Here is a 26,954-nt window from a genome sequence, read left to right on the forward strand (position 1 = left end):
CCAACCGCATCGGCCGGGGCGACCCGGACGACCTGACCGGGCCGCTCACCGACTACGTCCGGGCGCTGGCCGCCGTCGACCCGTACACCGACGGCCTCGTCTACGACCCCGCGACCGACCCGCGCGCCCGCGGCGACGACCCGCCGGTGCACGACCGCGACGCCCTCGACTTCCTCCGCGAGGTCGGCGCGACCGACCTCACCGACACCCGCCCCCTGCCCGCGCCCGCGGACGACGCCCTCCCCGGTCCGAGCCGCGACCACGCACGCCTGCTCGGCCTCGACCTCACGGACGCCGAACCGCAGCGCTGGGCCGAGGTCTACGAGAGGTACCGCGACGGCCGCATCGACAAGCACGAGCGCCTCACCCCCGCCCAGCTCGCCGAGGTCCACGCCCGGATCCGCGACGAGATCCGCGCCCGCGCCGCCGACATCGCGTCCCTGCGCGCCCTGCTGAACGAGCCACACGCCCCCCAGCCGGAGGTCACCGGCGGCGATCACCGCGCGTTGCCCGCCACCGCCCCGGCCGCCCCCACCCCTGACGGCGGACTGCCCGGCGGCCCGGACTCCCCGCACCTCCCGCCGGGGCCCGGTGACGGCGCTCTCGCGCGGCCGGTTCCCGGCGACAGCTCCGCCGCGTCCCCGATCGGGGCAGCGCGAGACACCGATGCAAGCGCGGACGGAACGACGGGCGACGCGTCGCGGCAGCGGTCAACGGCCGACGGGGATCGACCCGAGCCTGACGTCGACAAGGCGTTCGACCTGGGCGGCCTCGGCCTGCCCGCGTCGCCGTCCGCCGCCGCACCGACCACCCCTGGCGATCCTCACGGCCGTGGCGTTTTCGACGGTGCGACGGAACGAACCCGCCCGGACAGGCCCCCGGCCGAACCCGGCCCCCGCGCGGACACGGAAGGCACGCCCGCGGAGGACGCCGCCCGCCCGGCCGGCCCGACCGTCGACGGCGCCGAACCTCCGGGCACACAACGCGAACCGAGGAATACCGAGGACCCGAACAGCCGCGACGGCGAGTCCGGCAGCACCGGCGAGGACCGGCCCCGCGTCGCCACGGAAGACCCTGCGGCCAGCGATCGCCGGGGTCGCGATGGCAACAGTGCCGGCAGCGGCGGGGATCGCGACCGCGACGGCCACGGCGACACCGACGGCCGCGACGGCGGTGATCGCGACACGGGCTCCGGCGACGGCCGTGACCGTGGCGGGCGTGGTCGGGATGGTTCGGGCGGTGAGCCGCGTCGGCCACGGGGTGGCGAAGACGACGGGCAGCCGCCGCGCACCCCGGACCGGGGCGAGGACCAGCGCCGCCTGCTGCCGGGATGGGCGGTGCGCTCGCACATTCCGCATCCGCCGCGCGAATGGGAGTACGAGCTAGACGTGCCCGTGTTCGACGGACCGCGCGACTGGCCGGTACCGGTGCCCGCACCGCACGATCCCCCTCAGCCGCAGCCGCAGCCGCAGCCGCAGCCGCAGCCGCAGCCGCCTGTCCCGCCGCAGCTGCCCGTACCTCCGCAATCGCCGGAGCCCCCGAACCCTCAGCCGCCAGTGCCACCGCAACCGCAGCCGCCTGTGCCGCCGCAGTTGCCGACGCCGCCGCAGGTTCCGGTGCCGCCGCAGTTGCCGACGCCGCCGCAGGTTCCGGTGCCGCCGCAGTTGCCGACGCCCCCGCAGGTTCCGGTGCCGCCGCAATTGCCGACGCCCCCGCAGGTTCCGGTGCCCCCGCAGTGGCCGACACCCCCACAGCTGCCCGTGCCCCCGCACCAGCAGCTGCCGCCTCAACTGCCCGAGTGGCCGGACCAGCCCTTCCCGCCTCGTCTGCCGGAACGGCCGGATGATTCCGGTGCTCCGGTGTGGCCGGGCGAACCCCACCTGCCGGGTGTGCCAGGTCTTCCGCTCCCGCCGGGCGCATCGGGGACGCCGGGCCTGCCGGGGTTCCCGCCGTCGCCGGCCGAGCCCGGGCCCGGTGTTCCCGTGACGCTGCCGCCCGGCCTTGTGGATATCGGCCAGGCTTCGTCGCCGGTGTCCACCTGGCCGCCGCAACAGCCGAGTGGGCCCGGCGGTGGCTCGTACCCCTCGGGTCGGCCCGAGATTCCGCTGCCGCCGTGGGGTTCGGATCCGGCCGGCGGCGGACAGTACGCCCAGCAACCGCCCGTGCCCGGCCGGTACCCGTCGGCGGGCAACCCGCCGGACGGCGGGTACGCGCCGAGCGGTGGTGCTCCGTGGGGCTACGGCCATCCGCAGGCCGACGGTCACGTGCCGGGCGTCGGCGAGCAAACGGGCAACGGTTTCGGTCACCCGAACGATGGCCGGACAACGGATGGGACGATGCCGGGCAACGGTTTCGGGTCGCCGAACGGTGGCCGGCCAACCGATTCGGCGGTGCCGGGCAACGGTTTCGGGCCGCCGAACGGTGCTCCGCCGCACGGTGGAACCCTGCCGGGCAACGGCTACGGGCCGACCGAAGGCACGCCGTCAGGTACCGGCTATCACCCGAACGGCGGCGCACCGGTGGGCGACGGCCACACCGCGAGGGGCGGCGACCCGTCGAGCAGTGGGTTCGCGGCGGGTGCCGGAAATCCGTGGGGCGGTGCCTCTGCGCCGAGCAACGCCGAGCAGCCGGGCAACGGCTACGGATCGACCGGCGGCACCCCGACAGGAGCCGGGTACGGCCCGAGTGCCGGCGGTCCGCTCGGAAATGGCTTCGCGCCAAGCGATCACACCGGCCTCGCGAACGGGAGCTACGCGCCGGGCGATGGGCCGGCCAACGGGGATTCGCCCGGTGCCGGTCAGGCGCCGGGCGCCGGCGGCGATCCCTCGGTCAATGGGTTCGGGCCGAATACCGGATACCTTCCGCCCTCCGGCGACCCCTCGAGCAATGGGTACACCCCGAACGCCGGCAATCCGCCGGGCACTGGATACCCGTCGCTCAACGGTCCCGCGGGCCACGGTTACCCGCAGGGCAACAGCTACGTGCCGAGCAACGGTTACGCCCCCGGCACCTGGCCGGGCTCGCCGAGCGACGCGTGCGGGGGAATGTATCCGCCCGCGATGCCGCCCATGAACGGAATGGGGCAGCAGGGGAGCGGGAACGGCCGGCGGTACCAGCCGGTGTACCAGCGGCCGGTGGAGACGCAGCCGCTGGTGGTTCGGCCGTTCGGCGGTGTGGGGCTGGCCGCGCAGTTCGATCCGGTGACGGGGGCGCTGCACGCGGCGCCGTCGACGTTCGCGGCGCCGTCGGGTCTCTACACCGACCTCGGGGACTCGGTGGTCGTGCTCTACCGTGACGGGGACAGGTTGATCCTGCGCGCGGGCAACCGGGCGATCGATCTCGACGGTCCGGTGGAGGTGCGGTGGGAGCGGTCCGCGCAGCGCGTGACGCGGTTCACCGTGCTGGCGGCGGGGCTGGTCCAGTGCGAGCTGGTCTACCGGTCCCTGCCGCCGGAACTCGACCTGGGCCTGCTGGTCCGGGACGTGGTGGCCGACCCGTCCCGCCGGAGGACACTCTTCCAGTGAGACAGTGAGGGGAAGGCCATGACACCGCGCCGTATCGACAGCTCCGCCGACGGGGCCGACATCGGCACCGGCGCCGATCTGCGGCTCGAGTACCGTGGCGAGCCGTTCACCGGCGAGGTCGTCGAGACCGTGGGGGAGCAGCTGCTGTCGCTGACCGCCTACGTGGACGGGATTCCGCACGGCCCGGACCTGGAGTGGTGGGCCGACGGCGGCCGGAAGTCCGAGGGCAGGGTGGAACACGGCCTGCCGGTGGGTGTCTGGCGGCGCTGGCACCACAACGGCACGCTCGCCGTCGAGAAGCACTTCGACGACACGGGCGACCTCGAGGACGTGCGCGCCTGGGACGAGGACGGCAACGAGATCGACGGGGACGCGCTGTGACCGATCCGGATGTGGGGTTCAATCTCGTCGCGGCGGCGGTGCGGGCCGAGGACGTCACCGAGCGGGCCGCCGAGCTGAGCCAGCGGATCGCCAGGGAGCTGGGTGCGCTGGGCCCGGCGGGCTGGCGCAAGGTCGACGCGAGCTTCGCCATGACCGCGGCCGCCGAGGTGACGTTGATCGTCTTCGTCGACGACGTGGACCGGATCGCCCGGGTCTTCCCGAGCGACGACCTGCTCGCCCTGCTGCGGGAGCACCGGCACCTGTCGGCCGACCTGGGCGACGGGCCATGGTGGCGCTACCTGGTGTCGATGACGAGTTCGGGGCGGATGGAGGTCGACTTCGACTACGGCGACGAGCCCTTCCCCGATGATCAGCTCTTCCCGCCCACCGTCTACCGCACGGATCTCGAGTACTACCCGCGCCGGGAGATCCCGGTGTGGCTGGCGGCCTACGTCCATCACGGTGACCGCCAGAAGCGGGACCCCGTCGCCGCGGCCGAGCAGGCCCGCGCGGACGCCGCGGCCGGGCGGCGCCCGAGCGCCTCGGCGCCCGACGAGGAGTTCCCGGCGCTGGATCTCATGGCGCGGCGCTGGGGCCTGATCGCCGCGGGATTCGTGGCGGTCCGGTCGGAGTGGGGGCCGCGCGTCTCGCCCGCGTTCCACGCGTTCGAGGGGTCGACGCACCACGGGTCGACGCTGTGCCTGTTGCCGGGGGACCGCGCGGTCCTGTCCGGCGGCATCTGGCAGGCGCCCGAACTGGACCTGGCCTACAACCACGACGGCGCGCTGCCCCCGCTCTACGCGGGCGCGCCGGAGTGGGTCGCCGACCCGGTGCTGAATCGGCGCGCGGGCAACGGGATGCTGACCTTCTGCTACTGGTGGGAGGCCGGTCGCTGGTATCGGGGTGGTTCGCCGGGCGCCGACGCCTGCGCGCCCGCGGTGCCGGGGATGTGGTCGTCGAGGACGGTGGCGGACCTGCTCGGCAGGCTGCTCGGCGACTCGGCGACGGAGGCGCAGCGCGCGGCGGTGCCCGCCCTCGTGCGCGCGGCCGAACAGGCCGCGGTCGCGCCCGAGACGTTCACCGCCGTGTTCCCGCGCGACCGCTTCGACGTCGACAACGCCTGGTACCAGCTGTTTCTCGCGGGGGTGACCGCGCGCCGCGGCGCGTCGGCGGCCGGGGAGGCGTGATCCGGCTTCCCTGATGGTCGGCCGCCCGCCACCGGCGGGATCGATTCTGTACATGCGGGATTCACACGTGGTCCACTAGAATCGTTGCCACGCCGAAGGAAACAATCGCGTGGTGTATCCCCGGCCGGGGGAGGCTGCGTGGCGGTCAGCAGGAGGACGGTCGTCTATGGGTGAGACAGCTAATCCGTGGAGCGGGCTGCGCACCGAGTCCCGCAACGGGGTGCTGGAATTGCAGCCGGGCGTCATCGAGGGGCTGGTCAACGCCACCATCGACGTGCGGGCCGTGGTGAACACCGCCAAGGGTCATGTGGACAAGGTCAACAAGCTGAAGCCGTTCGTCGACGGCATCGACTCCTCCGCCGCGCTGGCCGAGCGGTTCTCGGCCAAGGGGCGGGATCTCGGCACCATCCTCGACGATCATCTGAAGATCCTCGACGACATGGGCGACACCTTCCTCGCCGCGGGCAAGGCGTACACCGGCACCGACGACGGCAGCAAGACCGACCTGGCCGCGCTGCGTGCGCGGATCGACTCGTCCAAGGACAAGCGCACCGATTTCGGCGCGCCGTGGGGTCCGGCTGACCTCAAGAAGGAGAACGACCACCACACGCCGTCCGGCAAGGAGAAGACCGCGCAGCCGGACTGGAAGGAGGTGGGCAGCCTGAAGGACTCGAACTACGGCCTGCCGTCGAGCCTGTCCAGCCCCGGCAAGTCGCTGACCTTCGACAGCCAGGCCGCGCGCGCCGAGGAGCCGGAGGCGTACTCCTACGACCACTACCACTCCAAGATCATTCCCTCGATCATGAACGGTTCGCCCGCCGCGCCCATCGTCGCGGCACAGGCGGCCTCGGACTGGCGCTGGCTGGCCAGCAAGCTGAACGAGGGCTTCGGCACGCTGTCGAACAAGATGACCGCCACCGAGAACGCCTGGCGCAGCCCGAACAACGAGGGCGGCGCGGCGCGGGCGCAGAAGGCGATCGCGGCCTACGGCACGGGCAACGACAACCTGGTCGAGAGCATGCGCGCCGTCGGTGACGCTCTCGAGTACGTCTCGGAATGGCTGTACACGACCGGTGCCGCGCTGGCCACCGAGGACGCGACCCCCGTCGGCTCGCCCTCGGGCGGCATGTCGCCCGCGGCCTGGGAGGAGCAGTACAAGCGCACCCGCAAGGCGGGTTTCGTCCGGATCATGGAGAACACCTACGTCCCCGGGCTCAACACCACCGCGAAGGTGATCGCGGTGCTGCCGGACCCGATCCCGCCGACGACCGGCGACCGCCCGACCCAGACCGGCGGCGGCACCTCGACCAGCGCGGGCGGCGGCTCGGGTTCGGGGTCCGGCTCGGGCAGCAGCGGCGCGGCCGCCGCGGCGCTGCAGCAGGGCCTGTCGGCGCTGTCGCAGGCGGCGCAGTCCGCGGCTCAGCAGGCCGCACAGAGCGGATCGAGCGGTTCGGGCACCAGCGCGGCCGAGCAGGCGTCCTCGGCCGCCGAACAGATCAGCTCGGCCCTGCAGTCGGGCCTCGAGCAGGCCGGTTCCGCGGTGCAGTCCGGCCTCGAACAGGCGAGTTCGGCCGCGCAGACCGCCGCCGACCAGGCGAGTTCGGGTCTGAGCGGGCTGTCCTCGCTGCCCGGCATGTCGGGCCTGAGCGATCTGCAGGAGCAGGCGAAGAAGGCGATGAGCGCCGCGGGCAAGGGCGGCGGTGGTGGCGGCGGCGCCGGGGCGGGCGGCGGCGGCGCCGGCTCGGGTCCGCAGGCGCTCGACGCCGCCTCGCGGCTGTTCCCGCGGGCCTCGGTGGCCACGGCCGGGCTGGAGTCGGTGGCGCGGGCCGGGGTCGCGTCGTCGGCGAGTTCGCCCATGGGCGGCATGCCCATGTCCCCGATGGGCGGCGCGGGCGCGGGCGGCCAGCAGCAGAAGGAACACAAGCGGGCCGAGTACCTCGACTCGGTGGAGCATCTCGAGGAAGCGCTCGGCGCGGCCCCGATCGTGGCAAGGCCGGTTGTCGAACAGTGACGGCCGTTTTCGAGTTCAGCCCCCTGGAGTTCGTCGGCATGTGGCACGAACTCCGGGCGGGCGGGCTGCCCGATCCGATGACGTACCTGCCCGAGCCGGTGGCCTACGACGAGAGCCAGCGGCGCAAGCGGGAGGCGTGGCAGGCGGCGAGGGAGCGGTCGGGCGCCGAGGTCGACGCGCTGGTCGAGGCGTTGAGCCGCCCCGACATCCGGGTGATCCTGCGCGCGATCGACGAGCGCGACCCGGCGAATCCCGCGCGGTCGATCCGGGTGCACGCGGTGCGCCGGGGCGAGGACGCGTTCGTGGTCGCCCAGCGGCCCGGCGCGGACATGGAGTCCGCGGGCGGCTTCACCGTAACCCGCCACGAGGTGCTCTCCCTCGGTGACGCGGTCGCCGCGGTGCTGCCGGACGTGGAGGCCGGCCGGCGTCGCGACTTCGAACTGGTCGACACCGACTCCGGCCACGACTTCACCTACGGCCGTTCCCTCGTCCACGACGACGGCTACGGCTCGCCCACCTCGCCGAACGAGTTCCTCGCCGAGCCGATGGATCTGAGCGGCACCATCGCGGTCGAGCAGGGCTGGTCGCGGTTCGGTCCGCGCGGCGTGCTGCGCCTGGCCATGGTGTGGCGGGACGTGATCGGGGACGGCCGGTACGCGATCCTGCCCGGTTCGCCGCTGCGGGTGGCGCCGGTGGACCGGCGGCGGCTGGTCGGATTGATCAACGGGCAGATCGCCGAAGTCGTCCGCGCCATCAAGGACGACCGGGCCTAGGGAGGGTGTCGTGGAGGAATTTCCCACCGAGTTCAGCGCGTCGTCGCTGACCGGAACGATCGTCGTGCGCACCACCGAGCAGGGCTTGCCGGTGGGGATCACGGTGGATCCCGAGGAATTGCGCCGGGATCCGTCGGCGCTGGCGGGCGAGATCCTGCGCCTGTGCCAGAAGTCGGCGAAACGGGCCGGCCTGGCGCGACGGAATCAGCTGGCCGAGGCCGGATTCGATCCGGCGCTGCTCGCGGCGACCGGCCTGCCCACCGAGGCCGAGGTCGCCGCCGCGGAGATCGTGGAGGAGCAGGAGTACGACACGGAACCGCAGAGCTGGTTGAGGTCGGTGTGAGCATGGTCGAGACGATGGACGAACTGGTCGCGCGGGTGCGTGACCAGCTGTACCGGCTGCAGGATCTGCAGGAGGCGACGGCGGGGATCCGGGTCGAGGAGACCTCCGCCGACGGCGCGGTCACCGTGGTGGTGGACGGCGCCGGTGCGTTGATCGGACTGGAATTGTCCGGCGCGGTGGGCACATTGACGCCCGCGGAATTCGAACAGGTTCTGGTGCGGACCGCGCACGCGGCATTGTACCGGGCATATGCCGAACGGGGCGCGCTCGTGACGGCTTTCAACGAAGCCAATACGTGAGATTCAACTGATCTTCACCGGGCAGCCCGTAGCGGACCACCCGGCCAGGTAGATAAGGTAACGAAACAGCAAGAGCTGTTTCGAGATTGGACGACGACCATGAACCATGTTGCGGTAGTTCCCGATGCAGTTCGTGCCTACGCCGGGGCCTCGGCCACCATGGCGGCGGGTGTGGCGCAGGCGGGCGCGGTCGACCAGGCGGCCACCGTGGCCGCGGCCGTCCCCGTGTTCGGCCTGATCGGCCAGGAGTTCCTGCTGTCGTTCGCCTACGCCCAGGCCAACCACCTGAGCTCGGTCGCCCAGCTGGCCGCCGTGCACGCGGGCACCGCCCTCACGGCGATGGAGGCGGCGGCCACCTACGAGGGCGCCGACGCCGCGGGCAAGCTCGGAATCAGCACGGTCACGCGGTAGCCATGGTCTATCCCGGGGGAACCTCGGCGTCCGGCGCCTCGCTGGACCCGACCGTCCTGGAACTGCTGCGTGGCAGTTCCCTCGCACCCATGCTCGACCAGCCGGTGAGCCAGGTGCTCACCTCGCTCGGCCTGCCGCAGCTGCCGCAGCTGCCGGAATTCGTGGCGCTGCCCGAACTGCCACCGCTGCCGACCATCGACCTGACCGCGCTGATGCAACCGCTGACGCAGCTGGCCTCGGCCTTCGGCACCGGGCAGCTCGGGTCGACCGGCGCGTCGGGCGCCTCGGCCACCGACGCGCTGTCCAACATCTCCTCGGTGCTGAGCACGGTGATGTCGCTCGGCTCGACGGCGCTCTCGACCGTGATGTCGCTGTGGCAGAGCGCCGCCGCGACCGAGGCGACGGGCAAGGCGACCGCGGCCCAGGCCAACGGCGCCGAGCTCGCCCAGCAGAGCGTGGCGGAGAAGACCGTGCTCACCCAGGCCGCGGGCAGCGTCGCCAAGGGCACCGCCGCGATGTCGGCGTTGCTGGCACGCTACTCGGCGACCATGGCCATGGCGCCGCTCTACGCGATCACACCGGTCGGGCAGGCCGCCCTGGTCGCGGCGACGGTGGAGGCGATCACCGAGGGCCTGGCGATCACCGCCGAGACCAAGGCCGAGCTGCTCGGTCACAGCGCCCAGATGACGACGGCAGGCGAGAAGGTCGAGGTCACCAACGCGCCGTCCGGCGTCGACGGGACCGAATCGCTGACCCAGCTGATGAGCCTGATCACCCCGCTCATCAGCACCGCGAGCACGGTCGCCGAATCGCTGACCTCGCTGGCCTCGCAGACGAGTTCGCTGTCCACCTCGACCACCACCGGCGGCACGCTGAGCAGCATCGCGGGCGACGGGGTGACCACCGAGGGCGAGACCGGCGCCGAACTCGACGCGGCGGAAACAGGCGCGGGCGGCGGCGCGGGCGGTATCGGCGCGATCGGTGGTTTCGGCGGCGGTGGCGCCGCGGCGGCGAGCACGCCGCTGAGCCCCTGGCAGGGCCGCGGGACCGTCGCGGCGGGCACCGGCGGCGTCGGCACCACCGGCACGACGACGACCGGCGGCGGCGCCAATGTGACCACGGCGTCGGCCACGTCGGCCCCGGGCTACATGCCCATGGGCGCGGGCGGCGCCGCGATGGCGCGGCCGGTCGACGGCGCCGCAGGCGAGGCGGTGCATTCGCAGCTGGTGACCGCCACCCACGGCGACGAGGTCGTCGGTCAGCTCGAGGGCGTGGCCACCCCGGTGGTCGGCGCGGCCGAGGTCGTCTCGTCCGAGGCGCCCCCGGACAAGGCCCTCACGCTCTAGACACGCAGACGAACCGCAGGAGGAACAGCCAATGAGCAACACGTTCGAATTCGACGCTGTCGCGGCGGGTAAGGCGGCCGGGTCGCTCGACGCCCTGGTCGACCGGCTCACCGGCGAGATCGAGGCGGTCAGCCCCGCCCTGCGGATCGCGCCCGCGGGCGTGGACGAGGTCTCGGGCCGGGCCGCGCTCACCGCCAACGACGTCGCCGCCGATTTCCTGGCGGGCGCGGACCGTGGCGTGCACGAGATGCGCAAGCTCGCGGCCGGTCTGCGCGCGCAGATCAGCGAGTTCGACCGCATGGAAACCGACAACTCGGTGGGCTTCGGCGGTTCCGCCGCCTAGCCGCCGACCAGGGGGAAGCAGAAGTCGATGATCGAACCACCGCAGCCCGGGTTCACCGGGGTGGTGTGGGAGGCGCGCGAGCCCGCCCGGCTCGCCGCCGACCTCACCACCGGTCCCGGCCCGGTGCCGATGGCCGACGCGGCCGCCGCGTGGACGCGGTTGGCCACGGCCCTCGGCACGGCCGTGCTCGACTACGAGCAGGTGCTGCGGACACTGCGCGGATCCTGGCAGTCCGGCCGCAGTGACGAGGTGTGGGAACGGATCTCGACCCTGCGCGACTGGCTGGTCGAGACCGCCGCCGCGGCCACCGCCAACGCCGCACGCATGCAGGCCCAGGTGCTCGCCTACGAGGTCGCGGCCCGCGCGATGCCCGGCGCCGCCGAACTCGACGCCATCGCGACCGCGCAGAAGGCGCTGGAGAACGTCGGCAGCATGCTCGGCGCGCCGGTGAAGGCCATCGCGGCGCAGACCGACGCCGACGCCGACGCGGCCACCGCCGTCGCCTCGCGGGTCATGCGCAGCTACGAGGCGGCCACCGAACCCCTCGCCACCCCGTGGCTGCACGTGCCGCCGCCGCCGATCGTGCCCGAGACCGCGCTGGCCGCCGAACAGGCGGGCACGAGCGGCGACCCGGCGGCCGCCGCCGCGGGCGCCGCGGCGATGCCCGGTGCCGGGATGATGGGTCCCCTCGCGCTTCCGGCGCTGCCCGGCCCGGTCCAGACCGCCTATCGCGCGCCGGTCTTCGCCCAGTCGACGACGCCGGTGGTGACCACCACGACCACGGCCGCGCCCGTCGCGACGCCCGGCGGCCAGGCGGCCCCGATCGTGCCCGGCGCCATGGCCAACGGCGGCGCGGCCGACGCCGCCCGGTTCCCGCGCGCCGGTCTGGCCTACGAGGAATCCGACCAGCTCGTGGCCGAGGGGGAGATCCAGGCCGCGCCCGCCGTGCTCGGCGGCACGGAACGCCCGGTGCCGCAGGCCGTCACCCGCGAGACCGGCGCCGAGGGGACCGCATGACCACCCTCACCAACGACGCCCTGCTGGCCGTCGCCGACCGGCTCGGCGTGCAGACGCTGCCGCTCGTCCTCGCCGCGGGACCGCGCCAGGACACCATCGACGCCTGGCGGGCCGCGCGCGATCGCGCGGTCGCCGACCTCACGGCCGCGGGCACCTTCGACGGGTACGGCGATGTCACCGGCGACCTCGCCGACGCGCTGTACACCCTCACCCAGCCCGACGCGGAGCTGTCCGGGCGTTCCTACCGCGCCGACGGCACCACCCGGATCTGCGTGGCGCGCCGAGGAACCCGCCACGCCACCGCCGTGCGCACCGGCGACGAGTTCGAGATCGCCACGACCGGCATCGACGGCTCGGACCGGGAACTGGCGCGGTTGCTGCTCGGCGCCCTGCCCGACTGCCCGCCCGCCGAGGTCGCCGCGGCCAGCGTCGCCGCCGACGACCTCGCCCGGCGGCTCGACGCCGCCGACACCACCACCGACTACGTGGACGCGATGTACGCGCTCGGCATCGCCGCGCACGACGCGGCCGTCCTCGGCGCCGCCTTCGGCTCCTGCCACGGCTACGCCGAGATCGTCGCCGCGGTCCACCACGACGGGCTGACCACCCGAGCTCCTGGCGCGGTCGCGGTGTACGACACCGCGCGCGGCCGGATCGTCGTCGCGCCGACCACGGCGCCCGACGGACAGGTGTGGTCCACCATCACGCCGGGCACCGACCACCGCCTCACCCAGGCCGTCGGTGCGCTCCTCGAGGGGCTGCCCGGTGGGAGGTGGCTGCCCTATTAGCCCTATCAGCCATTTCCGCTCCACCCATCACGAAGAAAGGTTCGACAATGCCCCCTCAGGGACCAGTAGGTGTAGAAGCCGGTGGTGTAGACAAGGTCGTCTCCCACATGGAGAGCTCGATCAGCAACCTCCGCAACTCGGTCAAGGAGATCGACGACGCGGCCCAGGCCGTCCTGCGCGGCTGGAAGGGTGACGCGAGCGACGAGTTCGTCAAGGTCGCCCAGGCGTGGCACGACGAGGCCGACGCCCTCAACAAGAAGTTCGACCGCCTCACCGAAGCGGTGAACAACGGTAAGAACACCATCGTGAACATGGACCAGGGTGGTCTGTCCGGTGGCGGAGCGGGCGGCGGCACCCCGCTCACCACGCTCAACATGTAGCGCGTCCGCATGCTTTCGACAATCGATACGAACAGGATCACAGCATGACCATTCTTTACGATCCCGCGGCGATGAACGAGCTGTACAGCGACCTTCAGACCCACGGCGGGAAGATGAAGAGCGAGATCGGCGAGCTGGAGAGCGCCGCGGGCGATTTCCGCAACGCCCTGCAGGGTGAGAAGGCCATCGCGAACTTCGACACCGCGCACAAGGGTGTCACCGAGGAACTGACCGACACCCTCGACAAGCTGGACAAGCTGGCCGGCCAGGTCGAGTCGGCGCTCAACCGCGCCCTCGAGGCCGACGGCAAGGTCGGCGACGGTTTCGCCGACTTTTAGGACAGCGCGGGCGCGCTCGCGTCGCGGTCCCTCGGGTCCCGACGAACGGCGGGGCTGTACGGAGTGCCGGAAGGCACGCGTACGGCCCCGCTTCTCGTCGGCCTAGCGGGCGGCGAGCGATTCGCCGATGTAGTGCATCTCGTCGGGGGTGGTCACCATCGACACGGTGGCGCTGCCCGTGCTCGTGCGCACCGTGATGTGGTTGGGCGAGTGCGGGTGCTGGATCAGGGTCACGTCGGCGGGGGCCGAGTCGGGATCGCGTTCGGTGGTGCGGACCTCGACGATCGTCGCGCCGCCCAGGTGCGCGGTGGGGGTGATGCCGTCGTAGACCAGCACCGTGGTCGTCGGGAACGGCGCGGCGGGCGCCGGGGGCGGCCCGGGTTGCGGCTGCGGCGTCGCGCCCGCGGCGCGGGGCGCGATCGACAGCAGCTGGGGCGTGGCCAGATTCGCGACCATGGTCTGCCACGCGGTCGGGCGGGTGGTGTGGACGACGGCGTGCGCGCCGAGGGCCGTCGCGCGCAGGATCACCTGCTGGGCCAGGTCCAGATTGCCGATGACGTCGACGTGGCGGGTGCCCGCGCCGATGAGGGGGACGGCGATGCCCTGGCCGCGCTCGTCGGCGCCGATGAGCTGGCCGCACCCGGTGGTCGGCACGGCGATGTCGGTGAGCGCGGCGAGCGTGCCGCGGTAGCCGTCGCGGCCGCCCAGTTCGTCGGCGGCGCCGATGGGCAGGGTGTCGAGCAGGATGCGGCGCTGACCGCCGGGCAGTTCGCGCAGCCCGGGCAGCGGGACCTGCTCGGGCGCGGAGGCGGTGTCGAACCGGACGACGGCGTTGAGGACCACGGTGCCCGCGTTGTCGTCGCGGGCGCCGCGCCGCGCGCCGGGATGCAGGCGCAGGGTGACGGTGGTCGACAGGCTGGGCGTCGCCCAGATGCCGGCAAGGCCCGCCGAGGAGATCATCGGCGCGGTCAGCTGGTAGTGGGTCAGGTGGCGGTGCTCGGTGGACAGCCCGTGCGCGGTCTCGGACAGCGTCAGCGGGTCGAAGCCGTGGGTGAGTTCCCGCACGGCGCTGTTCATCTCGTTCGCGGTGAGGATGGTGGTGTCGATGCCCCGGGTGGCCAGCCGGTTGGCGATGCGCCGGGTGGCGATGAGCATGGTGCGCAGCGCGCCTTCCGCGCCGCCGCCGCGTTTGTCCACCGCGCCCGCGTTCGCGACGGGGTCGAGGCGGAGGACCAGCCAGCAGGTGCGGTGCGCGATGGCGGGCAGCGGGCCGATGATCCGGTCGTACAGGTGGGCGGCGGCGCCGGTGCCCGCGGTCCGGGCGCCGGTGGCGATCACGTCGATGCTCACCAGCTCGACGTCGAACTGGTCGAGGCAGCCGGCCAGCTCCGTCAGCGGCAGCAGCTGGTCGGCGCTCAGCGCGCCGCGTTGCAGCAGGGTGAGGCTGTCCGGGGGCGGCGCGACGCGCAGCATGGTCAGCAGCAGGTCGCCGTCCCAGCGCACGCCGCAGGCGCCGCCCTCGGTCAGCGGGACGTCGAACGCCGGTGCCCGGTCCAGCGTTTCGGTCCGCGCGTGCAGGCGGCGGCTCGCCCAGCCCGCCAGGCGGACGGCGGCGCTGCGGCGCCGGACGGGGACGAGCCCGGCGGGCAGGACGACGGCGGCGGTGGCCGCCGCGGCGTACCACGGCGCGCCCGCGGCCAGCACCACCCAGGCCAGGACCGCGGCGAGCACGGAGACGCTCACGCACGCGCGCAGCGGGAACAACCGGAACAGCCAGAATTCGGGATCACGCAGTGTGTCGTAGACGTTGTCGCGTGCGGTTTCCCGTGCGTTCATACCCTCGTTCACATTCGTTGTCACTGCTCGGCATACACCGAATCTCGGCTCGGGGACGAGTACGGAATTACGGTACCGTGTCCGACGAGATGGTGATCTTCACGTTCGAAAGAACACATGCGCCGAGGGGGTCGGAGTGCCGGCACAGCTGACGACCAAGGCTCAGGTCAACGGTTATCGATTCCTGTTGCGCAGGCTTGACCACGCGCTGATCAGGCGCGACGTGCGTATGCTGCACGATCCGATGCGTTCGCAGAGCCGGTCGCTGTGGGTGGGTGCGGTACTCGGCCTGCTGATCGTGGCGGGCGCGGCCATTCTCGGATTCCTCAAACCGCAGGGCGCCATCGGGGATTCGCTCATCGTCAGCGGGAAACAGAGCGGCGCGCTGTATGTCGTCGTGCAGTCCAAGGACGGGACGAAGACCCTGCATCCGGTGCTGAATCTCGCGTCGGCGCGATTGATCGCGGGCAAGGCCGAATCCCCGCACGGGGTGAAGGACGCCAAACTCGATTCGCTGCCGCGCGGGCCGCTGCTCGGTATCCCGGGCGCGCCGTCCGCCCTGCCCGGCTCGGCGCAGGGCCCGAGCTCCGACTGGACCCTGTGCGAGACCACCCAGCTGTCCTCGGCCGGCAGCGCGGCGGGTTCGACCGGCGGCCTGACGACCGCGCTCGTGGGCAAACCCGTACTGGGGGAGCGCATCCGCGCGGCGGGACCCGACGACGCCCTGCTGGTGCGCCGCAACGACAAGACATACCTGGTCTATCAGGGCACCCGGGTCGAGGTCGATCCCGCCAATTCGGTGCTGGCCCGCACGCTCGGCCTGACCGGCCAGAAGCCGCGACCGGTCGGGACGGGGTTCCTCGGGGCGACCACCGAGGGCCCGGCGCTGACCGTGCCCGCGGTGCCCGAGGCGGGCAGGCCCGGACCGGGCAAGCTGTCGAATGTGCCGGTGGGCGGCATCATCTCGGTGCCCGGCGGCGGCCGCGCCGGCGGTGAGCAGCTGTACGTGGTGCTGGCCGACGGCGTGCAGCCGGTCTCGGAGTTCACTGCGGCCCTGCTGCGCAACGCCGACTCGCACGGCATGCGCGAGATCGCCGTCGTGCCGCCGGACATGCTCGACCAGATGTCGGTGCGCCACACCCTGCCGATCGACCACTTCCCGGCGCGCGCGCCGAAACTGCTCGCCGCCGAGGACGCGCCGGTGGCCTGCGTGAGCTGGTCCAAGAACCCCGGCACCGCGGCCAAGTCCGACCGGGTCGACGGGCCCGGCGAACGCGCGACGGTCACCATGCTCACCGGGATGACCCTGCCGCTGCCCGATTCGGCCAAGCCCGTGGCGCTCGCCTCGGCCGACGGCACCGGCGACCGCATGGACGCGGTCTACCTGCGCCCGACCACCGGCGAGTACGTGCAGGTCACCGGCATCGACCCGGGCAGCCCGCGCCGCGAGTCGCTGTTCTACGTGGCCGACAACGGGATCCGCTACGGCATCCCCGACGCCGCCACCGCGGCCGTGCTCGGGCTGGGTGACACCCCGCGGCTGGCGCCGTGGTCGGTGATCGGACAGCTGGTGCCCGGGCCGACGCTCTCGGCGAAGGACGCGCTGACCAGCTTCGATTCCCTGCCGAGCGCGAAGTAGCCCGGCGGGGGCCTCAGAGCGTCGGCTGGCCGACGTTGAGGGTGGCGATGATGCTGGTCACCGCGGTGCGCATGTCGGGTTCCTCGATCCGCATGAGCACCGCGTCGTCGACCTCGGACAGGTCGAGTTCGGTGTCGTTGGCCAGCCGGAACTCGCGCTCCTCCTCGGCCGCTTCGATGACGTTGCGGATGAAGCGGCCGTTGCCCGCCAGGTCGACCCCGCGCACCTTCTGCCCGCTCTGGTCGACGCTCTCGAGGTCGTAGAGGAACCGGCAGTGCTGCACCAGCACCGCCAGCGCCTCCTCCGACAGCTGCGAGTCCCGCCCCTCGGCGACGATCTCGGCGATGCGGCCGAGTTCCTCGGGCGTGTAGGAGGGGAACTGCAGGCGCTTGGCGAAGCGGGAGGCGAGACCGTCGTTGGCGGCCAGCAGGCGGTCGATCTCGCCGTCGTAGCCCGCGATGATGACGACCAGCCGGTCGCGGTCGTTCTCCATCCGGGCCAGCAGGGTGTCCACGGCTTCCCGGCCGAAGGCGTCGCCGCCGGACAGGCCGGTCTGGATCAGCGTGTACGCCTCGTCGATGAACAGCACGCCGTCCATGGCCGAGTCGATCAGCTTCTCGGTCTTGATGGCGGTGCCGCCGAGGTTCTGGGAGACGAAGTCGACGCGCTTGGCCTCGACCACCTTGTCGGTCTTGAGCAGGCCGACGCCGCAGTAGATCTGGGCGACCACGCGCGCGATGGTGGTCTTGCCGGTCCCGGGCGGGCCGGTGAAGGCCAGGTGCTGGCCGCGGGCCTGGCTCGACAGGCCCTTCCCGGCCCGGATCTTGGCCAGCTGCGCCGAGGACTGCAGCTTGGCCACCTGGTTCTTCACCGAGGCGAGGCCGACCTGCTTGTCCAGGGCGGCCCGCGCCCTGGCCAGGATCTCCTTGGCGCGGTCCTCGGCCTGGGCGTCCTCCATCTGGGCCAGGCTCGGGGCCGAGGCGGGATCCCAGCGGTCGGTGCGGGCGTCGATGGATTCGCGGCTGGTCACCACGATGCGGAAGGTGCGGTCGCGCATGGCCGTCGTGTTGGCGGCGAAATCGGGCAGCTGCGAATAGACCTGCTCGAACAGCGCCTGGGCCCGGTCCTCGTCGCCGGTCTCGCGCAGGCAGAGGCCGCGGTTGTACATGGCGGTGAAGCGGGCCGCCGCGATCGGCCCCGCCTCCGCGGCCTCCATCCGCCGGATCGCCTCGCCGAACAGGCCGAGCTGGGCGCAGGCGGTCCCGACCATGACGTGCGCGCCGGTGGCCAGGTAGGGGTCCTTCCATTCGGCCGAACCGGCCAGCACGGTCATCACATCCGGCCAGCGCTGGGTCTTGTAGTGCAGGACGCCGCGTACGTAGGCGGCGATGCGGTTGTCGGTCTCGCGATCGGGGTCGTCGGTGCGGTCGCGGCGCAGCTCGGCCAGTTCGTCGAGGACCTGCTCGGCCTGGGTGTAGTTCTCGTCGGCGATGAGCTGGGCCGCCCAGGCCAGCCAGATCTCGGTCAGCCCGGCCAGGGGGTAGTTGACGTAGAGGCCGGGCAGGAACAGTCCCGCCAGCGCGCGCGGCGCGAGCCCGAGCCTGCGCTGCTCGCGGCCGAGGCTGTCCAGGCTGGTGCGGTGCAGATTGAACAGCACCTCCCGGGTGACCTCCCCGGCGGCGGCGCGGCCCAGCCACGCGTCGCACATGGACGGGTCCCATTCCGTGGCGCGCTGGAAGGCGAGTTTCGCGTACTCCTGATCGCGCTGGGTCTCCTGGCCATCGATGGACAAACCGAGCGACAGAACGCCTGCGTCGAAGGCACGCTGGGCTTGGCGAATGTCAGGCATGGTGTGTCGGACCCCGAAATCTTTGGCTGATGTACAAGTTACGTTCAATCCCATGTGGCAGACCTGCATCGCGCCGGTACGGCCTGTCCGTTAGATTAAGTAACGCTGCCGTGTGGTCGCAACGGAAGTAGTCAGCTACGACTGAGAGTTCATCACTGGTGTCGACGTTGTTAGGCAATGAACCCGAACTGTGCCGGGTTTCGGTGATCGGCGGTGACACCCAGCTCGATATCGGGCTCCCCGCCACGGTCCCGATCGCGGGATTCATCGGGGATCTGGTGACCTTGATCCGCTCGCGCGATCCGCGCCTGCCGGAGGGGGACGAGGACGCCGCGCCGGTCCGTGCCCAGCACTGGACCCTGGCCCGGCTCGGTCAGGATCCGCTCGCGCCCAGCCGCACCCTCACCGAGGCCGAGGTCTACGACGGTGAGTTGCTTGTGCTGAGCCCGGTGACCCGCAAGGAGTCGCCCGCGCTCTTCGACGACGTGATCGACGCCGTGTCCCGGCTCACCGCGCGGGAATTCCGCGCCTGGTCGGGCGGCGCCGCGCGGTGGACCGGACTGGTCGTCGCGACCGTGGCGATCGTGGCCGCGCTCGGGCTGCTCGCGGTGTCGCGGGCGAGTTCGGATCCGCTGCTGCCCGCCTTCGCGCTGCTCGGCACCGCCGTGGTCGCCTCGGCCGCCGCCGGGATCGCCGCCCGCAAGTACGACGACACGCTCACCGCGAACTGGCTGTCCCTGGACGCGCTGCTGCTGTTCTTCGGCGGCGGCGCGCTGGTGGTGCCGGGACCGGTCGGCGCGGGCAGCGTGCTGCTCGGCGGGGTCACCGTGCTGGTCGCCGCGATCCTCGGTCAGCGGGTCACCGGCACCGGGGCGGGGCTGTTCGCCTGCGCGGTGCTGGCGAGCGTGTTCGCCGCGGTACCGGCCACGGTGTACCTGATCTGGCATCCGGGCCTGCCGAAGCTGTTCGCCGGTGTGCTCGTCGCCGGGTTCCTCGTGCTGTCCTCGGTGCAGCGGCTGGCCGCGCTGGTCGCCCGGCTGCCCATCCCGCCCGTGCCGACCGCCGGTGGCGCGATCGACCCGGCCGACCACGAGCAGCGCCCGACCATCGAGGGCATCGGCGCCGTGGGCGCCATCGCCCTGCCCTCGGCCGCCGGCCTCGGCGAACGGGCCCGCACCGCCAACCAGATCCAGACCGGCCTCGTCGTCGCGTGCGCGCTGGCCATCGGGATCGGCGCCTTCGGCGCGGCCGACCCGTTCGGCACCTTCCACTCCGGCGGCGTCGCGCTCGCGATCATCACCGCGATCGTGCTCTGCCTGCGCGGCCGCTCCTACGCCGACCTGGTGCAGGCGGGCACGCTCATCGCCGGCGGCGCGCTCACCGCGCTGGCCGTGGTGACCGGCCTCGGGCTCGGCCACAGCGCGCTCGACTTCGCGGCGGTGGCCCTGCTGCTCGCCACCGCGGGCGCGGTGGTCGCCTTCGGTGTCATCGGCCCGCTCGTCGAGGTCACCCCCGTGACCCGGCGCATGATCGAGATCTTCGAGTACCTGCTCATCATCGCGCTGGTGCCGCTGGCCCTGTGGGTGATGGACGTCTACTCCCTCGCCCGGAACATATGACTCGCAGCGGGGTGGCGCGCGCGCTGCTCGGGGTGAGCTGTGTGGTCGGCGTCCTCGCCGGACCCGCGCTCGCGCCCGGCACGGCGCTGGCCATCGGACCACCCACCATCGACGACGGCGCGCTGGGCGCGGCGCTGGCGCTCAGCGGCAGGCCGGCGCCGCTCGAGCCGACCGAACAGCGCCAGCTGTGCGCCGAACCGGTGCTGCGGGCCGGCGCGCCGACGGAACCACCGGCGGCGCAACGGGTCCTCGATCTGCCCGCCGCCTGGCAGTTCAGTCGCGGCGCGGGCCAGAAGGTCGCCGTCATCGACACCGGCGTCAACCGGCACCCCCGGCTGCCCGCCCTGCAGGCGGGCGGCGACTACGTCAGCGACACCGACGGCACCGTCGACTGTGACGGGCACGGCACCCTGGTGGCGGGCATCATCGCCGCGCGCCCCGATCCGGCCGACGCCTTCGTCGGGGTCGCGCCCGAGGCGGAGATCCTCACCATCCGGCAGCTCAGCCTCGCCTACGAGGCCAAGGACCGGCGCGGCGCGGAGAAGCCGCAGGACCAGTTGCGCAGCGACGGGTACGGCAGCGTGCTCACCCTCGCCGCCGCCGTGGTCCGCGCCGTCGACATGGGCGCCACGGTCGTCAACATCTCCGAAGTCGCCTGCAGCTCGGCCGGTTCCGCGACCGCCGACGGCGCGCTCGGCGCGGCGGTGAAGTACGCCTACGAGCGCAACGTCGTCGTGGTCGCCGCGGCGGGCAACGTCGAGCAGGGCGGGGCGTGCGAGACCCAGAACGCCGGGTCGGGGTGGGCGAGCGTGAGCACCGTCGCCACGCCCGCCTGGTTCAGCCCGTACGTCCTCGCCGTGGGTTCCGTCGACGCCGACGGCACCCCGTCGGCGTTGTCGCTGCACGGCCCGTGGGTCGGCGCGGCGGCGGTCGGGCGCAACATCGTCTCCCTCGACTCCAAGCCCGGCGGCGTCGGCCTGGTCGACGGCGTGCAGACCATGCAGGGCGTGCAGCCCGTCGACGGGACCAGTTTCGCGGCCCCGTACGTCGCGGGTCTCGCTGCGCTGGTGCGCGCGAAGTACCCCGAGCTGACGGCCGCCCAGGTGATCGAGCGGATCACCCGCACCGCGCACGCGCCCGGACGCGGTCGCGACGACGCGATCGGCGCGGGCCTGATCGACCCGCTGGCCGCGCTCACCGCGCAGCTGCCCGCCGACCCGATCGCGGCGGGCGCCGACCGCGGCCACCCGGTGGCGGCGCCGGTGATCCCGCCCGGCCCGGACCCGCGTCCACGCCGGGTCGCGATCATCGGCGCGCTGGTCCTGCTGACCGCGCTGGGACTCGGCGCCGCATTCGGCTTCCCGTTCCGTCCACGGCGGGCCGACCTGAACTCGGAATTCGACCAGGGGGCTTAGATGGCAACCGAAGGTTTCGTCCGGCGGCCGCGGATCGCGCCGCCGCGCGCACCGGGCGGCGAGGTCGCGCTGACCCCGCCGCCGGAGATCCAGCGCGCCATCCCGGCGCCGCTGATGATGAAGCTGATGCCGATCATCATGGTGGTCGCCGTCGTCGGCATGATCGCGATGATGGCCACGATGGGCCGCAATCTGCTGGCCAATCCGATGATGATGATGTTCCCGATGATGATGCTCATGTCGATGGTCGGCATGATGGCGGGCATGCGCGGCGGCGGCCCCAAGCGCGCCGTCGAGCTCAACGAGGAACGCAAGGACTACTTCCGCTACCTGGACCAGGTGCGCAAGGACGTGCGCGGCACCGGAACCAAGCAGCTGGAGACCCTGATCTGGAGTCATCCGGAACCGGCTGACCTGTCCTCGCTCATCGGCACCCGGCGCATGTGGGAGCGCAGGCCCAACGACCCGGACTTCGGGCACGTGCGCGTCGGCGTCGGCAGCCACCGCCTCGCCACGAAACTGGCCCGCCCCGAGACCGGCCCGCTCGAGGACCTCGAACCGGTCTCGACCGTGGCGCTGCGCCGCTTCGTGCGCACCCACTCCGTGGTGCACGACCTGCCGACCGCGGTGTCGCTGCGCGCGTTCCCCGCCATCAACATCGGTGGCGACCCGGCCGAGGCGCGGAAACTGGTGTGCGCCATGCTCATGGAACTCACCACCTTCCACGGCCCGGACAACCTCGCCGTCGCGATCGTCTCCGCTGACCCGGACGGGTACTGGGCGTGGACGAAATGGCTGCCGCACGTGCAGCACCCGAACCTGCGCGACGGCATGGGCTCGGCCCGGATGCTCTACACCTCGCTGGGCGAACTGGAGTCGGCGCTGTCGGCCGAGCTGCTCGAGCGCGGCCGGTTCATGCGCAACCCGCAACCGACCCAGGGCAGGCTGCACCTGGTCGTCGTCATCGACGACGGCTACATCAGCGGCAACGAACGCCTGATCAGCGAGTCCGGCCTCGACTCGGTCACCGTGCTCGACCTCACCGCCCCCGAACACGGCCTCGCCGCCCGCCGCGGGCTCCAGCTGGTCGTCGAGGACGGCGCGGTGTCGGCCCGCAGCGCCGCCGGTGTCGAGCGCTTCGCCACCGCCGACGAGGTGAGCGTGGCCGAGGCGACGTCGTTCTCCCGCGGCCTCGCGCGGTACCGCCTGGCCACCGCCGCCCAGATCGTCAGCCTCGGCGAGGGCGCGGCCTCCGATCCCGGCCTGATGGCGTTGCTGCGCATTCCCGACGCCGCGCAGATCGACCCGGCCCGGGTGTGGCGGCCGCGCACCGCGCGCGAACGGCTGCGGGTGCCCATCGGCATCACCCCCGACGGCACCCCCGTCGAGATCGACATCAAGGAATCGGCGGAGAACGGCATGGGCCCGCACGGCCTGTGCATCGGCGCGACCGGTTCGGGCAAGTCGGAGTTCCTGCGCACGTTGGTGCTGTCCATGGTGACCACGCACTCCCCGGACGCGCTCAACCTGGTGCTGGTCGACTTCAAGGGCGGCGCGACCTTCCTCGGCCTCGACTCGCTGCCGCACGTCGCGGCGGTCATCACCAACCTCGAGGAAGAGCTGTCGCTGGTCGACCGCATGAAGGACGCGCTCGCCGGCGAGATGAACCGGCGCCAGGAGCTGCTGCGCTCGGCGGGCAACTACGCCAACGTCAACGACTACGAGAAGGCCAGGGCCGCCGGCGTGCCGCTCGACCCGCTGCCCGCGCTGTTCGTCGTGGTCGACGAGTTCTCCGAACTGCTCTCGCAGAAGCCCGATTTCGCGGAACTGTTCGTCATGATCGGCCGCCTCGGCCGGTCGCTGCACGTCCACCTGCTGCTGGCCTCGCAGCGACTCGAGGAGAACAAGCTGCGCGGGCTGGAGTCGCACCTGTCCTACCGGATCGGCCTGCGCACCTTCTCCGCCAACGAATCCCGCGCGGTCCTCGGCATCACCGACGCCTACCACCTCCCCAGCGTGCCCGGCGCCGGCTACCTCAAGAGCGACGCCTCCGAACCGCTGCGCTTCAACGCCAGCTACGTCTCGGGCCCCTACGTCGCGCCCGCGGGCACGGTGACCGGCGACGACGGCGTGCCCGTTCGTGGACAGCGCCCGGTCGTCTTCACCGCGAGCCCGGTCGAGGCGCCCGAGCCCGACACCGAGGACGCCGAGGCGGGCGAGTCCGCGCTGCGCGGCCTGCCCGAACTGCCGCCGCCCCCGCCCGCCGACGGCGTGCCCCCGGTCGAGGAGGGCATTCCCGACAGCCTGCTCGACGTCGTGGTCAAGCGCCTGACCGGGCACGGCAGGCCCGCGCACGAGGTGTGGCTGCCGCCGCTGGACGAATCGCCCACCGCCGACATGCTGCTGCCCGATCCGGACTGGACCTCCCCGGTCAACCGGCACGGACAGCTGTGGATGCCGATCGGCGTCATCGACAAGCCCTACGAGCAGCGCCGCGACGTGCTCACCATCAATCTGTCCGGCGCGCAGGGCAATGTCGCGGTCGTCGGTGGCCCGCAGTCGGGCAAGTCGACCACGCTGCGCACCATCATCATGGCCGCGGCCGCCACGCACACCCCCGAGCAGGTGCAGTTCTACTGCCTTGACTTCGGTGGCGGCTCGATGGCGGGCCTGGTCGGCGTCCCGCACGTCGGTTCGGTGGCAGGCCGCCTCGACGGCGACCGCGTGCGCCGCACCGTCGCCGAGCTCACCACCCTCATGCGCCAGCGCGAGGAGCGGTTCGCCGAGCTCGGCATCGAATCCATGGCCGAGTTCCGGCGCCGCAAGTTCTCCGCCCAGGAGGCCCGGCGGATCAACGGCACCACCGCCGCGCCCGGCGACCCCCTGGCCGCCGACCTGTTCGGCGACGTGTTCCTCGTCGTGGACGGCTGGGCCGCGGTGCGCGAGGAATTCGACACCCTCGAGCCCGCCATCAACGCCATCGCCGCCCAGGGCCTCTCCTTCGGCATCCACGTCATGATCGGCGCCTCGCGCTGGGCGGAGATCCGTCCGGTGGTCAAGGACCAGATCGGCACCCGGCTGGAGCTGCGGCTCGGCGACCCCGGCGACTCGGAGATGGGCAGGCGCACCGCGCACCAGGTGCCGGTCGGCCGCCCCGGCCGCGGTCTCACCCCGCAGCAGCTGCACATGCTCATCGCGCTGCCCCGCCTCGACTCCGACTCCGACCCGGCCACCCTCGCCGACGGCGTCACCCGGGCCAAGGAGGGCCTGATCGAGCTCTACGGCGACCGCCGCGCCCCCGAGGTGCGCATGCTGCCGCTGCGGTTCCCGCGCGAACAGGTCTTGGCCGCGGCCGCCGAGGCGGGGCTGGAACTGGGCCCGACCAAGATCGCCGTCGGCCTCGGCGAGTCCGAATTGCAGCCGCTGATCCTGGATTTCGCGGCCGAACCGCACTTCATGGCCTTCGCCGACGTCGAGTCCGGCAAGACGACCCTGCTGCGCAACATCGTCGCGGGCATCGCCGAGAACGCGACCGTGCAGGAGGCCAGGATCATCCTGATCGACTACCGGCGCACCATGCTCGGCGCGATCGAGGGCGACCAGCTCGCCGGCTACTCGACCTCGTCGCAGACCTGCGGGCCGATGATCGCCGAGGTCGCGGGCTACCTGTCCAAGCGGATCCCCGGCTCCGACATCACCCCGCAGCAACTGCGCGACCGCAGCTGGTGGTCGGGACCGGAGATCTACATCATCGTCGACGACTACGACATGGTGGCCACCGGTTCGATCAACCCGTTCGCGCCGCTGGTCGAATTCCTGCCCCAGGCACGGGACATCGGCATGCACCTGATCATCACCCGCCGCACCGGCGGCGTCTCGCGCGCCCTCTACGACCCGATCCTCGGCGCGATGAAGAACCTGTCGGTGCAGGCGCTGATCATGAGCGGCTCGCGTGACGAGGGCAAGCTGATCGGCGAGGTACGCCCCAGCAAGATGCCGCCCGGCCGCGGCACCCTCATCTCCCGCAGCCGGGGGATCGAGCTGGTGCACATCGCGGATCTACCGCCCCTCTAGGACCGCCACCGGTAAGGACCCCTCCTCGAGCACCCAGCTGCTGGTGCGCCGCTCGAACAGCGCGCAGGAGGGTCCGTCCGCGGAGGGGCCCGCGAACCGGGTCAGCGTGAAACCGGCGCGGCGATAGTAGTCGTGCAGGCCCTCGTTGGTGGTCCACGCGTCGAGGCGCACCCACGCCCGGCCCAGCCGGTGCGCCTGGCGCGCGGCGTGGGTGAGCAGGCGGTCGCCGACCCGGCGGCCCGCGAAGCGCAGGTCGACGATCATGAAGTGCACGATCACCGACTCCGCCAGCTCCCAGGGCGTCCACAGCCCCGGGTCGGACCGCTGGTTGACGGTGATGGTCCCGGCGGGCACGCCCTCGACCTCGGCGATCCACGTCTCGCCCGCGTCGATGCCGCGGCCGACGGCGCCGGCGAAGATCTCGATCGGCCGCCCGCGGCCCGCCACCGTCCACTGGTCCGAGCCGCGCGCGGTGAGCCACGCGGTGCGCTGCACGCGCAGCCGGCAGATCAGCGCGAGGTCGCCCAGTGTGGCCGGGCGGATGCCGACGGTCATGGCACCGAAACCGGTGTCCCGGGCGCGATACCGAGGGTGCGGGCGATGACGGCGGTGCCCGCCGCGTCGCCGAGCTGATAGGCCAGCCGGTTGCGGCCCGCCGGGCAGCGGTGGCGGGTCGCCCGGGTGACCCGCTCGTGGTTGGCGCCGATCCGCAGATGGTCCAGCAGTACCGTGCCCGGCGCGACGCCGAGCACGGCGGCCTCGTCGGTGGAGGCGGGCCGGGCCACCACGGTGTCGCGGTGCGCGGTCTCGCCGTGGCCTCGGTCGGCCAGCCTGCGGGTGGTGCCCTCGGGGATGTCGTGGGGAGAGTCGATGCCCGCGGCCTCGGCGAGATCGCGCGGGTAGAAGCTGACCTCCCACGACCAGGGCTCGTTGTCCAGGTACTGGACCACCGTGCGGGCCAGCACCCAGGAGTCCTCGCGCACCCCGAGCCACCGGGCGACCTGGGGGTCGGCGGGCTCCATCCGGGTGCTGAACTCCTTGGCCGGTTCGCGGTTGGCCGCGCGGGCGATCTCGGAGAAGATGTCGTGCGCCGAGGTGGGCCGGTCGGGCCGGATGTGGTCGGTCACCACCGATTCCAGCACCTCCTGGCTGCGCACGATGGTGCCGCGGGAAGTCGCTGTGTAGACCAGGTTTTCGGCGACGAGGATCTGAATGGCGTTGCGCGCGGTGGTGATCGAGACCTGCATCCGACCGGCCAGTTCGGAATGACTCGGCAGCCGGTCGCCCGGCTTCCACGTGCCCGCGCGGATCTCCTCACGGAGGAGGTCTGCGATCCGGAGGTAGGTCGGACCGTCCGCCATCATGCTCCTCGGTAGGTCGT

Annotated in this window: 23 protein-coding genes; 18 read left to right on the forward strand and 5 right to left on the reverse strand. The window is 72.6% G+C overall.

The window, feature by feature from the left end; translation table 11 throughout:
• The coding region (locus ON36_RS34450; protein ID WP_218001163.1) for a hypothetical protein at nt 1-467 on the reverse strand (467 nt) is incomplete at its 3' end.
• 39 nt (nt 468-506) lie between these two features.
• Here ON36_RS34450 and ON36_RS32515 point away from each other — a divergent pair.
• The 14 genes from ON36_RS32515 to ON36_RS04085 all read left to right on the forward strand — a co-directional run bounded on the left by ON36_RS32515 (nt 507) and on the right by ON36_RS04085 (nt 13,141).
• Nucleotides 507-3,524: a hypothetical protein gene (locus ON36_RS32515; protein WP_157224761.1), complete on the forward strand. Its 3,018-nt coding sequence runs from the start codon at nt 507-509 to the stop codon at nt 3,522-3,524.
• Between the two features lie 18 nt (nt 3,525-3,542).
• Complete coding sequence (locus ON36_RS04025; RefSeq protein ID WP_218001164.1) at nt 3,543-3,905, forward strand: toxin-antitoxin system YwqK family antitoxin; 363 nt, start codon at nt 3,543-3,545, stop codon at nt 3,903-3,905.
• Nucleotides 3,902-5,092 carry a hypothetical protein gene (locus ON36_RS32520; RefSeq protein WP_052313624.1) on the forward strand — a complete coding sequence of 397 codons (1,191 nt, stop codon included), beginning with the start codon at nt 3,902-3,904 and terminating at the stop codon, nt 5,090-5,092. Before ON36_RS04025 ends, ON36_RS32520 begins: the two co-directional genes overlap by 4 nt.
• Before the next feature lie 166 nt (nt 5,093-5,258).
• Nucleotides 5,259-7,103 (forward strand): hypothetical protein, encoded by a 1,845-nt coding sequence (locus ON36_RS04035; RefSeq protein WP_157224762.1) that lies wholly within the window; start codon nt 5,259-5,261, stop codon nt 7,101-7,103.
• The gene (locus ON36_RS04040) at nt 7,100-7,876 is read left to right on the forward strand and encodes an ESX secretion-associated protein EspG (protein ID WP_052313625.1); all 777 of its coding nucleotides are present in this window, start codon (nt 7,100-7,102) and stop codon (nt 7,874-7,876) included. Before ON36_RS04035 ends, ON36_RS04040 begins: the two co-directional genes overlap by 4 nt.
• Before the next feature lie 10 nt (nt 7,877-7,886).
• Entirely contained in the window at nt 7,887-8,219 is a 333-nt protein-coding gene (locus ON36_RS04045) for a hypothetical protein (protein WP_043647716.1), read from the forward strand.
• A 2-nt stretch (nt 8,220-8,221) separates the two neighbouring features.
• Nucleotides 8,222-8,518: a YbaB/EbfC family nucleoid-associated protein gene (locus tag ON36_RS04050; protein ID WP_043647718.1), complete on the forward strand. Its 297-nt coding sequence runs from the start codon at nt 8,222-8,224 to the stop codon at nt 8,516-8,518.
• 99 nt (nt 8,519-8,617) lie between these two features.
• Nucleotides 8,618-8,929: a type VII secretion target gene (locus tag ON36_RS04055; protein WP_043647720.1), complete on the forward strand. Its 312-nt coding sequence runs from the start codon at nt 8,618-8,620 to the stop codon at nt 8,927-8,929.
• A gap of 2 nt (nt 8,930-8,931) precedes the next feature.
• A complete protein-coding gene (locus tag ON36_RS04060; RefSeq protein ID WP_052313626.1) occupies nt 8,932-10,275 on the forward strand; it encodes a hypothetical protein in 1,344 nt (447 codons plus the stop codon).
• 31 nt (nt 10,276-10,306) lie between these two features.
• Nucleotides 10,307-10,618: a PE domain-containing protein gene (locus ON36_RS04065; protein WP_043647722.1), complete on the forward strand. Its 312-nt coding sequence runs from the start codon at nt 10,307-10,309 to the stop codon at nt 10,616-10,618.
• 27 nt (nt 10,619-10,645) lie between these two features.
• Nucleotides 10,646-11,635 (forward strand): PPE domain-containing protein, encoded by a 990-nt coding sequence (locus tag ON36_RS04070; RefSeq protein WP_043647724.1) that lies wholly within the window; start codon nt 10,646-10,648, stop codon nt 11,633-11,635.
• Nucleotides 11,632-12,423, forward strand: a complete 792-nt coding sequence (locus ON36_RS04075; protein WP_043647726.1) for an ESX secretion-associated protein EspG — start codon at nt 11,632-11,634, stop codon at nt 12,421-12,423. The genes ON36_RS04070 and ON36_RS04075 overlap by 4 nt, the downstream gene beginning before the upstream one ends.
• 47 nt (nt 12,424-12,470) lie before the next feature.
• Nucleotides 12,471-12,803 (forward strand): WXG100 family type VII secretion target, encoded by a 333-nt coding sequence (locus tag ON36_RS04080; protein ID WP_043647728.1) that lies wholly within the window; start codon nt 12,471-12,473, stop codon nt 12,801-12,803.
• Nucleotides 12,804-12,847: 44 nt separating this feature from the next.
• A complete protein-coding gene (locus tag ON36_RS04085; RefSeq protein ID WP_043647730.1) occupies nt 12,848-13,141 on the forward strand; it encodes a WXG100 family type VII secretion target in 294 nt (97 codons plus the stop codon).
• A gap of 102 nt (nt 13,142-13,243) precedes the next feature.
• On the opposite strand, the gene eccE is transcribed toward ON36_RS04085, so the two are convergent.
• Nucleotides 13,244-14,977 (reverse strand): type VII secretion protein EccE, encoded by a 1,734-nt coding sequence (eccE, locus tag ON36_RS04090; RefSeq protein ID WP_043647732.1) that lies wholly within the window; start codon nt 14,975-14,977, stop codon nt 13,244-13,246.
• 136 nt (nt 14,978-15,113) lie between these two features.
• On the opposite strand from eccE, the gene eccB reads away from it, so the two are divergent.
• A complete protein-coding gene (gene eccB, locus ON36_RS04095; RefSeq protein ID WP_043647734.1) occupies nt 15,114-16,616 on the forward strand; it encodes a type VII secretion protein EccB in 1,503 nt (500 codons plus the stop codon).
• A gap of 13 nt (nt 16,617-16,629) precedes the next feature.
• Here the strand turns inward: eccB and eccA are convergent, their stop codons facing one another.
• The gene (eccA, locus tag ON36_RS04100) at nt 16,630-18,465 is read right to left on the reverse strand and encodes a type VII secretion AAA-ATPase EccA (protein WP_043647737.1); all 1,836 of its coding nucleotides are present in this window, start codon (nt 18,463-18,465) and stop codon (nt 16,630-16,632) included.
• 158 nt (nt 18,466-18,623) lie between these two features.
• Between eccA and eccD the strand changes: the two genes are divergently transcribed.
• Genes eccD through ON36_RS04115 form a run of 3 tightly spaced genes read left to right on the forward strand, consistent with a single transcriptional unit; the run spans nt 18,624 to nt 25,573 of the window.
• Nucleotides 18,624-20,084, forward strand: a complete 1,461-nt coding sequence (eccD, locus tag ON36_RS04105; RefSeq protein WP_373281769.1) for a type VII secretion integral membrane protein EccD — start codon at nt 18,624-18,626, stop codon at nt 20,082-20,084.
• Complete coding sequence (gene mycP, locus ON36_RS04110) at nt 20,081-21,499, forward strand: type VII secretion-associated serine protease mycosin (protein WP_043647739.1); 1,419 nt, start codon at nt 20,081-20,083, stop codon at nt 21,497-21,499. The genes eccD and mycP overlap by 4 nt, the downstream gene beginning before the upstream one ends.
• Complete coding sequence (locus ON36_RS04115) at nt 21,500-25,573, forward strand: type VII secretion protein EccC (protein WP_043647741.1); 4,074 nt, start codon at nt 21,500-21,502, stop codon at nt 25,571-25,573.
• Here the strand turns inward: ON36_RS04115 and ON36_RS04120 are convergent.
• Nucleotides 25,559-26,128: a GNAT family N-acetyltransferase gene (locus tag ON36_RS04120; protein ID WP_052313628.1), complete on the reverse strand. Its 570-nt coding sequence runs from the start codon at nt 26,126-26,128 to the stop codon at nt 25,559-25,561. The two genes, ON36_RS04115 and ON36_RS04120, sit on opposite strands and share 15 nt — an antisense overlap.
• A complete protein-coding gene (locus ON36_RS04125; RefSeq protein ID WP_245557887.1) occupies nt 26,125-26,934 on the reverse strand; it encodes a GntR family transcriptional regulator in 810 nt (269 codons plus the stop codon). The genes ON36_RS04120 and ON36_RS04125 overlap by 4 nt, the downstream gene beginning before the upstream one ends.
• Between the last annotated feature and the right edge of the window lie 20 nt (nt 26,935-26,954).

Source organism: Nocardia thailandica NBRC 100428, from assembly GCF_000308795.1.
Classification (GTDB): domain Bacteria; phylum Actinomycetota; class Actinomycetes; order Mycobacteriales; family Mycobacteriaceae; genus Nocardia; species Nocardia thailandica.